The sequence below is a fragment of the Bradyrhizobium murdochi genome (assembly GCF_000472965.1).
Classification (GTDB): Bacteria; Pseudomonadota; Alphaproteobacteria; order Rhizobiales; family Xanthobacteraceae; genus Bradyrhizobium; species Bradyrhizobium murdochi.
The window spans coordinates 178,047-191,390 of sequence record NZ_AXAU01000005.1 but is presented as its reverse complement, the minus strand read 5'-3'; the positions used below and the strand labels follow the sequence as shown (position 1 = coordinate 191,390).

Below are 13,344 nucleotides of genomic sequence, written 5' to 3'. Positions count from 1 at the left end.
CCACCCAAAACGGACTGAATGCGGCCCGCGAAGGAGGCCCGCCGCAATCGGGCCGGAAAGTTAACCGGTCCCCGGGGGAAGCATGGCCGTAGACAAGACAACGCCGCCCAATGACGAGGTCGTCACCGTTTCGGACGAAGCGTTGCACAAGGCGGAAGCCTACATCGAGGCGGAAGAAGGCGCGACCAACCGCCTGATGGGGTGGGCGGGAAGGATTTCGACCACGATTGCCGTGGTCATGAGCTTGTTTCACCTCTATGCGGCCTATGCCATCGTTCCGACCCAGGAGCTTCGCTACACCCACGTCGCCTTCACCTTGATCTTGAGCTTCCTGCTGTTTCCGCTGGCGACGCGGTTTCGCAACCGTGTGCGCTGGTGGGACATCGTTCCCGGGATCGTCGCGGTGGCGACCGTCATCTACGCGCTGTGGGGTGGCGAGGATTTTACCGACCGCGCCACCACGCCCGATCGCTGGGACGTGATCGTCGGCATCGTTTTCATCGTGATGCTGCTGGAGGCGACGCGGCGCACCACCGGCGCAATCATGCCCGTGGTGTCGATCCTGTTCATCGCCTATGCGATGCTCGGCCCCTATTTGCCGGCGCCCTGGACCCATCGCGGCTACGACCTGGACCGCCTGGTCGGTCACCTCTTTATCACACTGGAAGGCATTTTCGGCGTCGCAGTCGACGTGTCGGCGACGCTGATCATCCTGTTCACGATCTACGGCGCATTCCTGCAGCATTCCGGTGCCGGCAAATTCTTCATCGATTTCTCGCTGGCCTTGATGGGCGGCAAGCCGAACAGCGCCGGCCGTACCGTGGTGTTGTCGTCATTCCTGCTCGGCGGCCCCTCCGGATCGGGCGTCGCCACGACCGTGATGATCGGCACGGTGGCCTATCCGATGATGGCGAAGGCGGGCTTCGAGAGGAACGCCGCGGGCGGATTGCTCGCCGCCGGCGGGCTGGGCGCGATCCTGTCGCCGCCTGTGCTCGGCGCCGCCGCGTTCCTGATCGCCGAGTTTCTCAAGATCAGCTATCTCGACGTCATCTGGATGGCGACCATCCCGACCTGTCTTTACTACATGTCGCTCTTGTTCATGGTCGAGCTGGACGCCAAGAAATTCCACGCCAAGAACGTGACCTTCACGCCCGAGATGTCGCTCGGCCAAATGACCAGGCGGTACGGCTTCCACTTCATCTCGCTGCTCGCCGTCGTCTTTTTCATGGTCATCGGCTACTCGCCGTCGCTATCGGTGTTCTACGCCATCCTCGTCACCTTCGCGCTGAGCTTCCTGCGCCGGGAGACCGCGCTGGTGCCGAGCAAGCTGGTGAAGGCGCTGGCCGACGGCTCGATCGGCGCGCTCAATGCCGCGACCACCTGCGCCTGCGCCGGCATCGTCGTCGGCATCGTGACGCTGACCGGTCTCGGCCTCAAATTCTCGTCGATCGTCATCGCCTATGCCGGCGGCAGCCTGTTGCTGACCGCGATCTACACCGCGCTGATCGTCTGGATTATCGGCCTCGCCGTGCCGGTGACGGCGTCCTACATCATCTGCGCGGTCATCGCCGCGCCCGCGCTGGTCAAGCTCGGCGTGCCTGACTACGCCGCGCATATGTTCATCTTCTACTATGCCGTCCTGTCGGAGGTCTCGCCGCCGACGGCGCTGTCGCCGTTCGCCGCGGCCGCCATCACCGGCGGCGATCCCTACAAGACCACGCTGCAATCCTGGAAATACACGCTACCGGCGTTCCTGGTGCCGTTCGTCTTCGTGCTCGATCCCCAGGGCGGCGGCCTCTTGATGTCGATCCCCAAGGGCGGATCGTGGGTCGACATTCTCGAAATCGCGATCAAGACGAGCTTGGGGCTGCTGGCGCTGGCTGCGTTTGCCCAGAACTGGGCGCTGCGACAAAATACAGCGGTCGAGCGCGGCCTGCTTCTGCTATCGGGATTGCTGCTGGTGTTCCCAAGCCTGATTGAGGCAATGGTCGAATGGATCACCGGACGTGATATCAGCTACACCTATGTGCCGGGCCTGATCATCGGTTTCGGCGTATTGCTGTGGCAGGCCAGAACGCGGTCGCCGGAGCGGCCTGCGGTCACAACATAGAGAAGAAGCAATTGAGGAGACAAAAATGAAAAAGACCACAGCGATGCTGGCGATGGCTCTGGGGCTCGCCTTTGCCGGCGCGGCCCACGCGCAACAGAAAACCATGTCGATCGGCACCGGCGGCACCGGCGGCGTCTACTATCCGCTCGGCGGCGCGGTTGCCAACGTGCTCTCGAAGAACCTGCCCAACGTGCAGGCCACCGCCGAGGTCACCGGCGGCTCGGTCGACAATCTCAAGCTGATCGGCGCCGGGAAGAGCGAGCTTGCCTTCACCATGGCCGATGCCGCGCTCGATGCTTTGCAAGGGCAGGACAAGTTCAAGAGCGGCAAGGTGCCGCTGCAGGCGCTGCTCGTGGTCTACCCGAACCGCATGCATGTGGTGACCGTGGAAGGCACCGGCATCCAGACCATGGCAGACCTCAAGGGCAAGCGCGTTTCGACCGGTTCGCCCGGCAGCGCCACCGAAGTGATGGCATTTCGCGTCATCGAGGCGGCCGGCCTCGACAAGGACAAGGACATGAAGCGCGAGCGGCTCGGCGTCGCCGAATCCGTCAATGCGGTCAAGGACCGCAAGATCGACGCCTTCTTCTGGGTCGGCGGCATTCCGACCGCTGCGGTCACTGATCTCGCGGCGACGCCCGGCCTGAAGATGAAGCTGATCGACCATGGCGATCTGGCCGAGAAGATGAATGCCAAATACGGTAAGCTCTATTCTCCCGGAAAGATCAAGGCGGGCTCCTATCCCGGCTACGACAAGGACAACTCCATCACGGAAGTCTGGAATCTGATCGTCACCGGCGACAAGATGAGCAATGAGGACGCCTACACCATCGTCAAGACGCTGGTGGAGAAGAAGGCCGACATTGTTGCCGTGCACAAGGAAGCCGAGAGTTTTTCGCTCGACAACCAGGTGCAGGACCGCTCGCCGATCCCATTCCATCCTGGCGCGTTGAAGTACTTCAAGGAGAAGGGCATCGGCGGCTAAGGCAGCGTGCTCAAGCTAGTTCGGCTTGCATCATCAGTGACCGCGGTCTGACGAGGACCGCGGTCATTCTTTTGGCCAGGGTCGTGAGCATTTCGGCATTGCTGCGCCTGCGAGCGAGCGTTCAGACGACGTCCGCTGAGCCACGAACATCGCGGCGCCGGCGAGCAACCACAGGCGTTAACACGCGAGGCTGATCAAATGTTGCCCAAGCTGGGCATCAGCGCATTGAAGCCGACGAAATGACCCCCTCGAGTGCCCGGAGCGCTGGTTGGCTGCGTCGCGGCAACAGCTTCCCTAAAATTTTATTCTTGTCGGCTGCTTTAACCCTACCGAAGTAATCATGTGACCTGCCGCAAAATTCCATGATTGCGACCGCAACGCCGATGTACCACTGGCGTTGGGGTAGCTAGCGGGAGGGTGGCATGGAGCAAATCAACTTAGTCGAGTATTCGCGCGCGGCGCACTTTGGGCATCGGAAGCTGACGCCCAGAGCGTGCGTCGTCGACAGCAAAAGGCACCTGCGATTGTTTCTTTCCGACGCTCTCGAGGATCTCGGGTTCGTGACCTGCGAATGCGGCCAGGCCGGCGATTTGGCAGGCATCCTGCAGGCGGAGCAGCCGGACCTGATCGTGCTCAGCGTGTGCGCCGACGGGATCAATGTCGGCGAAATTCTCGAGGCAATCGTCCGGAAAGATTTCGGCGGCAAGGTTCTCGTGATCGGTCAACCCGACACGATCATGGTTAAGGCGGTCAGGCAGATTGGCGAAGAATACGGCATTGCCATGCTGCCCTCCCTGCCCACGCCATTCGGCGCAGCCAGCCTGCGCGCCAGCCTCGCGACGCTGCTGCCTGCCGAGCCGGCGCCAAGCCCGGCCGTCGACGTCGCCGAGGCGTTGAAGGCTGGCTGGCTCGAATTGTGGTATCAGCAGAAGATCAACACCCGCACGCTGGTCCCCAGCGGAGCGGAGGCGCTGGTCCGCATGCGGCATCCGGCCTGGGGCGTCGTCCCGCCGGCCTACTTCATTCCCGACGACAAGGATCCGCATTTTTGCAAGCTTTCCGAATTCGTGATCGGCCGCGCGATCGAGGACTGGCGCTATCTGCTGGAGAGCCAGGGTCCAGTCGACCTCTCGATCAACCTGCCAATATCGTTCTTCGACGACGCAGCGGCAGTGCGCGATCTGTGCCGCGCCATGCCCGCCCACCCGGCGTTCGGCGGACTTTTGATCGAAATCAACAGCAGCGAGGTGGTCGACCATCCGGATCTCGCAGTGGACACCGCAAGACGGCTGCGCCTGCACAATATCGCGATCGCCATCGACAATGTCGGCGCGGAATGGCCGTCGCTGCTGGAGCTTCGGAGCTTCCCGTTCGTCGAACTGAAAGTCGACCAGCAATACGTCAAGGGCTGCGCCGACGATCGGCTGAAGCAGACGGTATGCCGACGCATCGTCGAACTGGCCCGAGACAACGGCGCTCGCGCCGTCGCCCAGGGCATCGAGACGCGCGCCGACTACCTTGCCGCGCACGACATGGGGTTCGATCTGATTCAGGGCTATCTGTTCGGCAAGCCCGTCGGCGTGCGCAAATTCGCGCGGTCACGCCCTCAGCTTGCAGCCGACCCCGAGAATGCTCCCTGAGCGAAGCTCACTCGAACTTCATGTCGATGCATTTCGCGATGTCGGAGCCGAGACCGGACGAGATGATGATGCAGCCGCGCACCCTCAGATTACTGTTGTCGCTGGCCCACACCGCATAGCCACCGGGACCGAAGAACGAATTGGTGTTCGGCGGCTCGGTCTCGGTGGCATCGAACGAATAGTTCGCGTCGGTATCGAAGATGCGGGGCTTCTTGGTGCAGCCGCCGTCGGCCTGCACGTTGATGACTTCCTTGTTGTCCCGCGTCAGCGCCATCGAGACCTGGCAGCGGAAATACTCTGACGTCTTGCTGTTGAACACGTAAGCATAGGATTTGCAGGTCGAGGTGTTGAGCTTACCCGCGCTCAATCCCCGACTGCAGGCGATCCGCTGGTTGTTGGACAGCTTGAAATTGTCAGCCTCGGCGGCTTGAGCCGGCGTCATGAACGATAGCGCAACACCAAGACCGATCTTCATGACGTGGTTCATCATAACCATCCCTATGACGTTTTTCGCAATGCATGCTTGTAGCCGGAATGGCGAACATAGTCGCGAAGTCAGACGCGGGAAATCACAAAGTCTCAAGGGCCGTGTGATGCGTCGAAGGTGGCAATTGACGGCGCAATGCCGTTCGTGATTTGTTCAAAACGTGGGACAGAAGCCGCTTAAGGCCGCTGGGAGGATGACGATGACGAGCGTTTCGACAAAATCAGTTGTGATGGCGGCTGCGCTGACGGGGCTGGCGACATCGGCATTTGCGCAAGGCGCGGCACCGACTCCATGGGAATTGAAGTCGGACATGGGTTACGCCTACGGCAGGGACGGCAAGACGCTAGCCTACAAGCTGGGCACCAATAATGCCGGCTTGCTATTGAAGGGCGCCAAGAAAGTGCCGAGGGGCACGTTGTTCTTCCTTGGCCAGAACGGGCAGCTCTACATGCGCTCAGGCCCCTATCTGGAAAGCGACGGCAAGTTCATGTTCGGATCGGAGTGACGCGCGAGCGCTCGCGCTACTTACCCTCCCCCTCCATCCAAGGGAGGGTAAAGCTAAAACGCTCCCGCCAACTCCTTTGCGCCGGGCTTGCTGGAGTTGAAATCCATCCGCTCGTCGGTAATTGCCAATAGTTTCGCCACCGTGTTATGGCGGATTGCGACCGGGTTACGCTCGTAGCCGCCGCGCTGGAAAAAATTCGAGGTCGGCACCTGCTCGCGTATCGCCTGCGGCATGGTGACCATGTCGAGGCCGGTGCCGTCGCCGGTCAGATTCATCATTTCGAGCTCTGCCGCCGTCAGCGGACGATTGTAGCCCTTGGCGCGCGCGAAATGGACCGATGTCAGCAGCTTGTGGGTCTGCAACATCGGCCCGACGTCGATATCGAGCACCATAGCGTGCACAGCCCAGCCTTGCGGGGTATTGGCGAGCTTCTCATGCTCGGACCAGGTATCCGGTACGGTGCGCGTAAACGCCACCATCCGTTTCAAGACGGCAAGCTTGTGGTCCATCGCCTTGCGCGGCGCGCCCGACAGCGTCGCGGCCCTTGCCGTCAGTTCCTTGATGATTTCGTGGCCCTGTTCGGCCAAAAGCTCGACGCTGTTGGTGGTGAGCAACTGATTGTAGCCGATCGCGGTCGAGATCGCGCGCGAGCCCGGTTTCGAAGGGTTCAGCCCCGACTGCATGTCGTAATTGCCGCTACCGCCGGTCTCGAACGAGTAGACCCGCACCGCCTGCTCGCGCGTTAATCCCGCGGCCAACGCGTAGCGGGCATAGGCGCGCTTGAACTCGACCTCGGTTGCCGGCCGTTGCGGCGTGAACTGGAAATGCTCGGCGGCCGCTTTAAGAAAATCAGCGACCACCGGCAGCGGCTTGCGCTCGCGCGGCGGCTTTTCTTCTTCCGGACTGACCGGGCGCTTCGGACCGGTGTAGACCGGCGGCTGCGTCAGCACGTAATCGTTGAGCGTGATGGCCTGGCGTTCCCGGCGCTTGGCGTTACGGCCCTTTCGCTTCTCGGAGATTGAGGTCCAATAGGCGCCTGCCTCCTCTTCGAACGCGGCGCGGGCTTCCTGATACTCTTTCAGCTTGCGACGGTATTCGGCCATCGCCTGCGGCGAGGCGGCTTGCGCCATGGCGTCGGCGGTTGAGGGAGGGAGCAGCTCCGTCGCCACGGCAGGCGGCGCACTCGCGAGCAGCGCGAGCGCAGCTAATCCGGAACCCATGCGAATCAATGGCAGGCGCATGGCACGGTTGTAGCAAGCGCCGCCGCGATGTCAGCCCCGAAAGGGAGCGACTCTTTTGCCTTCTCCCACAAGGGGAGAAGGGAGAAAGTCACTCCTGCTCGACGCCGCTGGCCTTCACTAGCTGCGACCACTTCCTCTCGTCCTTGTCGATGAAGGCCGCATAGTCTTCTGGCGCGCCCGGGGTGATTTCGGTGCCGTCATTGCCCAACTGCTTCTTCACCTCGTTGGAGGCGAGCGCGTCGCGCAGCGCCTTGTTGAGCTGGTCGACGATCGGCCGCGGCGTGCCGGCGGGCGCGACGAGGCCGTAGTAGAGCGAAGCGTCGAAGCCGGCTAGCCCCGCCTCCATCAGCGTCGGCACGTCGGGCAACAGGCTCGATCGCGTGGTGCTGGTGACCGCAAGTGCGCGCAATTTGCCGGCGGAGACATTGGCGTGCGAGGCCGGGATCGGCGCAAACGCCATCGGGATGTGGCCTCCGAGGAGATCGGTCAACGCCGGGCCGGTGCCCTTGTAGGGGATATGCACCAGCCTGATGCCGGCGGCGCGGGCGAAATATTCGCCGGTGATGTGGCTGGCGGTGCCGGCGCCGGCCGAGCCGAAATTGACCTTGTCGGGATTGGCCTTCGCGTAGGCAATCAACTCGGCGACGGTCTTGGGCGGGAATGATGGATGCACCACCAGCGAATTCGGTGCGTTGCCGATCATGCCGATCGGCGCAAAATCCTTGCGCGGATCGTAGCCGGGATTCTTGTAGAGCGAGGGGCCGATCGCGAGCGTGCCGGTGTAACCCAGGAGCAGCGTGTAGCCATCGGGATCGCTTTTCGCGACCGCCTTGGTGCCGACCGTGCCGCCAGCGCCGGGACGGTTGTCGACCACCACCTTCTCGCCGAGCATCTCGCTCATTTTGTCGGCAATGGCGCGGCCGACGATCGAGGTGCTGCCGCCGGGCGCGAACGGAATGACCAGCGTGATGGCGCGGGCGGGATAGGTTTGAGCGTGCGAAACCTCTGTTGCTGCGCCCAAGCCGAGCATGGCGGCTGCAAGGCAAAACCACTTTCTCCCGATGGACATAGTGAGCCAACTCCCGGATATGTTCTTCTTTTTGACGCAGCTATCGTCTCCGAAACCACCGACATCCGCAACCCGCGCTGCGTGAGCACGCTCTCTCACATGGTGAGATGAGCAACCGTTTCGGCGGCTAGCGCCGACTCTATTTCCAGGCGAACACCGGCTGCTCGAGTTCGGCCACGCGGGTCGCGCGGCCCGCCAGCACTTCGGCAAATTGATAGATCAGCGCCGCCGTTGGCGCGTGGATGTGCTGGCCGGCATGGCGGAAGCGGATTACGCGCCGCGTGCTTTCGGGAATCCTGGTGAAGCTGAAGACGTCGGCTCGCTCGATGTCATCGAGCGCGACGCGATGCACCGAGGCGACCTCCGCCGGATTGGGGATGATATCGGCGCTCGTACCGACCCAGACCACCACCGGCGTGATCAGATAGCCTGAGCGCGTCGGGTAATCGTCGAGCAGGCCCAGCACATCGCTTTCGCCGAGGCCGACGCCGAGTTCTTCGTGGAGCTCGCGCAACGCGGCCTGCGCCGGCGTCTCGCCGTGGTCGCAGCGTCCGCCCGGCAACGCCCATTGGGCAGCGTGGGCGCGCAGGCTTGCAGCGCGGCGGGTCAACAGAAATGTGGTGCCCGGGCCGCTCTCGGCTTCCGTCAGCGCGATGGCGACTGCGGCGCGCTTCAGCTCAGGCTCTGCGCGCTCCGAGGGCGCCCGCGCAAATGCCGCGCAAAGCTCTGCAATATTCCGCCGTGTGGTATCGTCAAATGGCCTGGCCATCCCGCTTGACTACAACACCAGCGCATCAGATGAAATGACCCCGGACAGCAAGATAGCCCGCGGGAAACGGAAAGCACGACATGACAGCCAAGGCCGCGGACAAGCTCAAATCCGACGGCTGGAAGATCGTCGAAACCTCCGGCTTCCTGCACCTGATCGGCCCGCTGTGGCAGCGCGTCGTCGACGGCGTGCATGAATACGCGCTTGCCACCGAGGACAAGCACCACAACCGCCGCGGCCTGGTGCAAGGCGGCGTCATCATGACCTTCGCCGACCGCACCTGCGGCATGACCGCCCGCTTCGTCTCCGGCAAGCCGACGCTGGCGACCGTGCAGCTCGATACGCACTTTGTTGAAGCCGGCAAGATCGGCGAGGTATTGGTGTCGAGGCCGCACGTGGTGCGCTCCACCCGCAGCCTGATTTTCATCACGACCGAAGTGACGGTCGACAAACGCTGTATCGCGATGGCGAGCGGCGTGTTCAAGATATTGAAAAGCGAGGGTTAGACGCCGTCATTCCGGGTCTGGTGCTAACGCGCCCTCCCGGAATGACGGCCCATGATGGAGGACCCACCCCAATGCAATACCGCCAACTCGGCCGCAGCGGCCTGAAGATTTCACCGATCTGCCTGGGCACCATGATGTTCGGCGGCCCGACCGATGAAGCGACGTCGTCGCGGATCGTTGCGAAAGCGCGCGAGGCCGGCGTCAACTTCATCGACACCGCGGATGCCTATAATGGCGGCCAGTCCGAGCAGGTGGTCGGCCGCGCCATTTCAAACAATCGCACGAACTGGATTCTGGCAACCAAACTCGCCAACAAGATCGGCGACGATCCCAATCGCGGCGGGCTGTCACGACGCTGGGTGATGCAGGCCGCAGACGAAAGCCTGCAACGACTGGGCACCGATTTCATCGACATCTATTATCTGCACAAGGAGGACCACGCGACTCCGCTGGAGGAGACGGTGCGCGCGATGGGCGATTTGATACGCCAGGGCAAGATCCGCTATTTTGGCGTCTCCAACTACCGTGCCTGGCGCGTCGCCGAGATCTGCAACATCTGCGACAACAACGGCATCGATCGCCCGATCGTCAGCCAGCCCTATTACAACGCCATGAACCGGATGCCGGAGGTCGAGCACTTTCCGGCTTGTGGCTATTACGGCCTCGGCATCGTGCCCTATAGCCCCTTGGCGCGCGGGGTGCTGACCGGCAAGTACAGGCCGGACGCGGCACCCGACCAGGACACGCGCGCGGGGCGCGCCGACAAGCGCATGATGCAGACCGAATGGCGGGCGGAATCGCTGCAGCTCGCCCAGGATATCAAGCAGCACGCCGAAGCGCGCGGCATCACCGCCGGGCAGTTCGCGGTTTCCTGGGTGCTGAATTCGTCATTCGTGAGCGGGGTGATCGCGGGCCCCCGAACCGAACAGCAATGGGATGATTATATCCAGGCGCTGGACTATCGCTTCACGGCGGAGGACGAGGCGCTGATCGACCGGCTGGTAGCGAGCGGCCATCCCTCGACGCCGGGGTTCAACGACCCGGCCTATCCGATCGAAGGGCGGCGGGCGCGGACGGATGGCCCAAGCTCGATGAGCTAAAGCCGGTTCCACAGCAACCCACAACCTGGCGCTGTACCCGGGCCGGAACGCTCGATAACGGGATAGTAACCTCGCCTGTAGAAAGTTCCCTGTTCAGGTGGGAGGTCCATTGGGAGGTCCATGTGGTGGACGAGCACAGAATTGCACCACGGCGTCGGCTGCTAAAGGGGGGCAAGATTTCGTTTGGCGGCGGCGCCGTCATCGATTGCACCGTGCGCAACCTCTCCGAAACCGGCGCTGCGCTCGAGGTGAGCTCTCCCGTCGGCATTCCCGAACGCTTCACGCTGGTGATCGAAGCCCACCACATCCATGTGCCGTGCCGCGTCGTCTGGCGCAAAGAGACGCGGATCGGGGTTCATTTCGAAACCTGACCGGCGCGCGCCAGCGATCATCGCGCGCGGCACGCAACCGCGCACGACAAATCATTTGACCACACGCCGAGTCGCGGACTCGAAGAGTCAGTGTCTGGATTCGAGGCTGACGATCACGCCTGTGGGCTCGGGCTCGTGTGGCGACAATTTCGTCAGCGTCTCATCGCTCCAGTAAGCAAGGTTTACGATCATGCCGATTGTGGTCTCCCGCTCGGAGGCCTCGGTCGGCTCCAGGACGTTGAGCCCGCCGCTGTCGAGGAAGAATGTATGATCCCCAAACATGCTGGCTAGCTGCGGAACCACCGGATGATCGTCGGGAAGCGCCTGGGCTTCGAATTGCGTCAGAGCGCGTTCCACCTGTGCCGAGTTCAGTTTCATGCACGATCTCCTTACTTGGCTTCTGGTTGGTGAGCACCGCGCGACGGCCTTGACCGCGCGCGGCTTTTCTGCGGAGGGAATTGACGTCAAGCGTGTCGGATCCTGATCGCTCGTCCCCACCGGCGCCATGCGCCGGTTCGCAGCTTCGCTTTCAATTCCGCAAGCAAGCCGAATTGAAGTCGGGACAGTGGTGCCTCTTGGCGCCGCTTCAAGCGGGCAACAAAATTAAATTCGCAATGTTCCGCAAAAAGGATCTCTGAAATCTCGCGCATCCGCTGCACCGCAGGGAACCATGCGGAAAAGTTCCAGCGAACCGCCGGCTATTTCCCGTCGGGAATGGGATGGCGCCTTGCCAGTTCGTCGAGCGGCAGATGCGCTTCTTCGTCGCTCAGCGCAAAACGCACGATGACGTCCTGACGCCCGACCTGCCCCCAAAGCCCATCCGATGACCATTTCTGCGGCGCAGGCCCTCGCAGGCCTTCCACCCAGACGAAGTACCATTCCGTCATCGCAGCACCTCTTGGGTCTTCGATCAGACCTCTTCGATCGGGTCTCTTCGATCAGGTCTTGGACCGGAACCAGATGCGTCGTGGCCTCGTTGGATGATATCGCAGGCCTCGAAAGCGAAACAGGCCGCTCGGCTCGTGCAGGTTACTTCCGAAGACGGTGCAGCGCTGCTGCCGGAAGCCTCATCCGCATCCTGAGAGAAGGAGTTCGTCATGGAGATCAAGAATTTCAAGGACATGTACATTGCCGAATTGCAGGAACTGGTGAGCGTCGAAGACCAACTCGCGGAAGCACTGCTGCGGACGGCGGCGGCGGCATCGCACCCAGCGCTCAAGGATGCGCTGGTGGACCATCACGCGGAGACGGTCACGCAGAAGCACCGCCTTGTGGCGATCCTTCGCCAGCATAGCGCAGACCCGACAGCGCATGTCGACCAGGCCATGGAGGCGCTCATCCGTGAGAGCCGGAAGATGCTCGGCATGCTGGAGGGCGACGATCTTCGCGATGCCGGCCTGATCGCATCCGTCCAGAAGCTCGAGCACTATGAAATCGCCGCCTACGGCTCGGCCGCCGCGCTGGCCGGCCAGTTGGAATTGCGCAACGACCAGGCGACGCTGCACGAGAGCCTGATGGAAGAGAAAGAGATCGATGCGCTACTCACCGATATCGCCAAGGGTGAGGTCAATCCGGATGCGCTGGCGGCGTGACTTCGGGCTGGCGCTCGCAAACGCTTCATCCGCGCCAGCATGAGGTGCAGCGTCCGCGCATGCGACGCTGCCGCTCAGGACGGCGACACGCGCTGACAGCCTTCGCTGAGCGCGCGACATTCAGGTTCGGTTGAACCTTCTCCGGCCCGGCGACGACAATCCGGATGATAGAGGATTGCCCGTCATGAATTCGCCAGAGCCAGCCGCACGGTCTGCATCGAGCAGCAGCCCTTTCCGCCGCATCGCCGTGGCGGTGATTCTCGGCGGGCTGGTCTTTACCGTGCTGTGGATCATGGTGTTCAGCATGGTTACATCGATGCTGATCGGAGCCGGTTGCTGCATCGTAATCGTTGCAGCAAGCTCCGCGTCGGATCTGGTCGAAATGCTGCTCGATGCTGTGGCCACCGTTATCTTCGGCGTGCTGGCCGTCATCGCGGCGATCGTCGGCGCGATCTTCAGCGTGTTCGGGATTTAGGCGCAGTCGCTGCAGGATGGCGGCAAGCAGCAAGCAAGTAGCCCGCATAAGCAAAGCGATATGCGGGAGGGCACCGACCAAAACCCGATGTCGCTTCTGCCTACGCTGTTCGAGCTACGGCGGACAAGTCGCTCATCCTGGCTACGCGTGCGGCAGAAGACGGGACGTCTCGATCGAACAGACTCACGTCCGATCTTCGCTCTCGCTGCGCTCTTTGAGATGCGGACTGGCGGCCTCGTCGTAACCGCTTCGGCTGCTGAAGAACATCAGCGCCATCAGGCCGCATCCGATCAGAAGCGAGAAGAACGTGCCAAGGCCAAGCGCGATCCAGCCGTGCGTGCTCATCGGAACGTCGCTGCTTGCGTTCCAGACGTACGCGGCCCACACGCCGGTAAGGACAAGCAGAGCAGCAAGCACAATGAGCAGTACGATTTGCCCCGAGCCGATCCTGGCTCTTTTCGAAGGCTGCTGCATGCACCAACTCCATCTTCCGG

At 62.4% G+C, this 13,344-nt stretch carries 16 protein-coding genes; 9 read left to right on the top strand and 7 right to left on the bottom strand.

The window, feature by feature from the left end; all coding sequences use genetic code 11:
* The first annotated feature begins 82 nt into the window (after window positions 1-82).
* The 3 genes from YUO_RS0115510 to YUO_RS0115500 all read left to right on the top strand — a co-directional run bounded on the left by YUO_RS0115510 (window position 83) and on the right by YUO_RS0115500 (window position 4,735).
* Window positions 83-2,110, top strand: coding sequence for a TRAP transporter permease (locus YUO_RS0115510; RefSeq protein ID WP_028348095.1), 2,028 nt, complete (start codon window positions 83-85; stop codon window positions 2,108-2,110).
* Between the two features lie 25 nt (window positions 2,111-2,135).
* A complete protein-coding gene (locus tag YUO_RS0115505) occupies window positions 2,136-3,095 on the top strand; it encodes a TAXI family TRAP transporter solute-binding subunit (protein WP_028348094.1) in 960 nt (319 codons plus the stop codon).
* A 422-nt stretch (window positions 3,096-3,517) separates the two neighbouring features.
* Entirely contained in the window at window positions 3,518-4,735 is a 1,218-nt protein-coding gene (locus tag YUO_RS0115500) for an EAL domain-containing response regulator (RefSeq protein ID WP_028348093.1), read from the top strand.
* 7 nt (window positions 4,736-4,742) lie between these two features.
* Here YUO_RS0115500 and YUO_RS0115495 read toward each other — a convergent pair whose 3' ends face one another.
* Window positions 4,743-5,222 carry a hypothetical protein gene (locus YUO_RS0115495; protein WP_028348092.1) on the bottom strand — a complete coding sequence of 160 codons (480 nt, stop codon included), beginning with the start codon at window positions 5,220-5,222 and terminating at the stop codon, window positions 4,743-4,745.
* 199 nt (window positions 5,223-5,421) lie between these two features.
* On the opposite strand from YUO_RS0115495, the gene YUO_RS0115490 reads away from it, so the two are divergent.
* Window positions 5,422-5,727: a hypothetical protein gene (locus YUO_RS0115490; protein ID WP_028348091.1), complete on the top strand. Its 306-nt coding sequence runs from the start codon at window positions 5,422-5,424 to the stop codon at window positions 5,725-5,727.
* Between the two features lie 53 nt (window positions 5,728-5,780).
* Here the strand turns inward: YUO_RS0115490 and YUO_RS0115485 are convergent, their stop codons facing one another.
* The 3 genes from YUO_RS0115485 to YUO_RS0115475 form a co-directional block, all read right to left on the bottom strand.
* Window positions 5,781-6,968, bottom strand: coding sequence for a hypothetical protein (locus YUO_RS0115485; protein ID WP_028348090.1), 1,188 nt, complete (start codon window positions 6,966-6,968; stop codon window positions 5,781-5,783).
* An 88-nt stretch (window positions 6,969-7,056) separates the two neighbouring features.
* Entirely contained in the window at window positions 7,057-8,037 is a 981-nt protein-coding gene (locus YUO_RS0115480) for a Bug family tripartite tricarboxylate transporter substrate binding protein (RefSeq protein ID WP_028348089.1), read from the bottom strand.
* 139 nt (window positions 8,038-8,176) lie between these two features.
* Entirely contained in the window at window positions 8,177-8,806 is a 630-nt protein-coding gene (locus YUO_RS0115475; protein ID WP_028348088.1) for an NUDIX hydrolase, read from the bottom strand.
* 80 nt (window positions 8,807-8,886) lie between these two features.
* On the opposite strand from YUO_RS0115475, the gene YUO_RS0115470 reads away from it, so the two are divergent.
* The 3 genes from YUO_RS0115470 (at window position 8,887) to YUO_RS0115460 (ending at window position 10,783) form a co-directional block, all read left to right on the top strand.
* A complete protein-coding gene (locus YUO_RS0115470; protein WP_028348087.1) occupies window positions 8,887-9,312 on the top strand; it encodes a PaaI family thioesterase in 426 nt (141 codons plus the stop codon).
* Window positions 9,313-9,383: 71 nt separating this feature from the next.
* A complete protein-coding gene (locus YUO_RS0115465; RefSeq protein ID WP_028348086.1) occupies window positions 9,384-10,412 on the top strand; it encodes an aldo/keto reductase in 1,029 nt (342 codons plus the stop codon).
* 125 nt (window positions 10,413-10,537) lie between these two features.
* On the top strand, window positions 10,538-10,783 hold the full coding sequence (locus YUO_RS0115460; protein ID WP_028348085.1) for a PilZ domain-containing protein: 246 nt from the start codon (window positions 10,538-10,540) through the stop codon (window positions 10,781-10,783).
* 87 nt (window positions 10,784-10,870) lie between these two features.
* On the opposite strand, the gene YUO_RS0115455 is transcribed toward YUO_RS0115460, so the two are convergent.
* Window positions 10,871-11,161, bottom strand: coding sequence for a hypothetical protein (locus YUO_RS0115455; RefSeq protein WP_028348084.1), 291 nt, complete (start codon window positions 11,159-11,161; stop codon window positions 10,871-10,873).
* A 320-nt stretch (window positions 11,162-11,481) separates the two neighbouring features.
* A complete protein-coding gene (locus tag YUO_RS0115450) occupies window positions 11,482-11,670 on the bottom strand; it encodes a hypothetical protein (protein ID WP_028348083.1) in 189 nt (62 codons plus the stop codon).
* A gap of 210 nt (window positions 11,671-11,880) precedes the next feature.
* On the opposite strand from YUO_RS0115450, the gene YUO_RS0115445 reads away from it, so the two are divergent.
* Window positions 11,881-12,375 (top strand): YciE/YciF ferroxidase family protein, encoded by a 495-nt coding sequence (locus tag YUO_RS0115445; protein ID WP_028348082.1) that lies wholly within the window; start codon window positions 11,881-11,883, stop codon window positions 12,373-12,375.
* Between the two features lie 184 nt (window positions 12,376-12,559).
* Window positions 12,560-12,850, top strand: coding sequence for a hypothetical protein (locus YUO_RS0115440; RefSeq protein ID WP_028348081.1), 291 nt, complete (start codon window positions 12,560-12,562; stop codon window positions 12,848-12,850).
* Window positions 12,851-13,033: 183 nt separating this feature from the next.
* Here YUO_RS0115440 and YUO_RS0115435 read toward each other — a convergent pair whose 3' ends face one another.
* Window positions 13,034-13,324 carry a hypothetical protein gene (locus YUO_RS0115435; protein WP_051379454.1) on the bottom strand — a complete coding sequence of 97 codons (291 nt, stop codon included), beginning with the start codon at window positions 13,322-13,324 and terminating at the stop codon, window positions 13,034-13,036.
* Between the last annotated feature and the right edge of the window lie 20 nt (window positions 13,325-13,344).

What these genes read in the sequence shown, in the direction of transcription:
- YUO_RS0115510 (WP_028348095.1), top strand. Translation starts at nt 83, where the DNA reads ATGGCCGTAGACAAGACAACGCCGCCCAATGACGAGGTCGTCACCGTT.
- YUO_RS0115505 (WP_028348094.1), top strand. Translation starts at nt 2,136, where the DNA reads ATGAAAAAGACCACAGCGATGCTGGCGATGGCTCTGGGGCTCGCCTTT.
- YUO_RS0115500 (WP_028348093.1), top strand. Translation starts at nt 3,518, where the DNA reads ATGGAGCAAATCAACTTAGTCGAGTATTCGCGCGCGGCGCACTTTGGG.
- YUO_RS0115495 (WP_028348092.1), bottom strand. Translation starts at nt 5,222, where the DNA reads ATGAACCACGTCATGAAGATCGGTCTTGGTGTTGCGCTATCGTTCATG.
- YUO_RS0115490 (WP_028348091.1), top strand. Translation starts at nt 5,422, where the DNA reads ATGACGAGCGTTTCGACAAAATCAGTTGTGATGGCGGCTGCGCTGACG.
- YUO_RS0115485 (WP_028348090.1), bottom strand. Translation starts at nt 6,968, where the DNA reads ATGCGCCTGCCATTGATTCGCATGGGTTCCGGATTAGCTGCGCTCGCG.
- YUO_RS0115480 (WP_028348089.1), bottom strand. Translation starts at nt 8,037, where the DNA reads ATGTCCATCGGGAGAAAGTGGTTTTGCCTTGCAGCCGCCATGCTCGGC.
- YUO_RS0115475 (WP_028348088.1), bottom strand. Translation starts at nt 8,806, where the DNA reads ATGGCCAGGCCATTTGACGATACCACACGGCGGAATATTGCAGAGCTT.
- YUO_RS0115470 (WP_028348087.1), top strand. Translation starts at nt 8,887, where the DNA reads ATGACAGCCAAGGCCGCGGACAAGCTCAAATCCGACGGCTGGAAGATC.
- YUO_RS0115465 (WP_028348086.1), top strand. Translation starts at nt 9,384, where the DNA reads ATGCAATACCGCCAACTCGGCCGCAGCGGCCTGAAGATTTCACCGATC.
- YUO_RS0115455 (WP_028348084.1), bottom strand. Translation starts at nt 11,161, where the DNA reads ATGAAACTGAACTCGGCACAGGTGGAACGCGCTCTGACGCAATTCGAA.
- YUO_RS0115450 (WP_028348083.1), bottom strand. Translation starts at nt 11,670, where the DNA reads ATGACGGAATGGTACTTCGTCTGGGTGGAAGGCCTGCGAGGGCCTGCG.
- YUO_RS0115445 (WP_028348082.1), top strand. Translation starts at nt 11,881, where the DNA reads ATGGAGATCAAGAATTTCAAGGACATGTACATTGCCGAATTGCAGGAA.
- YUO_RS0115440 (WP_028348081.1), top strand. Translation starts at nt 12,560, where the DNA reads ATGAATTCGCCAGAGCCAGCCGCACGGTCTGCATCGAGCAGCAGCCCT.
- YUO_RS0115435 (WP_051379454.1), bottom strand. Translation starts at nt 13,324, where the DNA reads ATGCAGCAGCCTTCGAAAAGAGCCAGGATCGGCTCGGGGCAAATCGTA.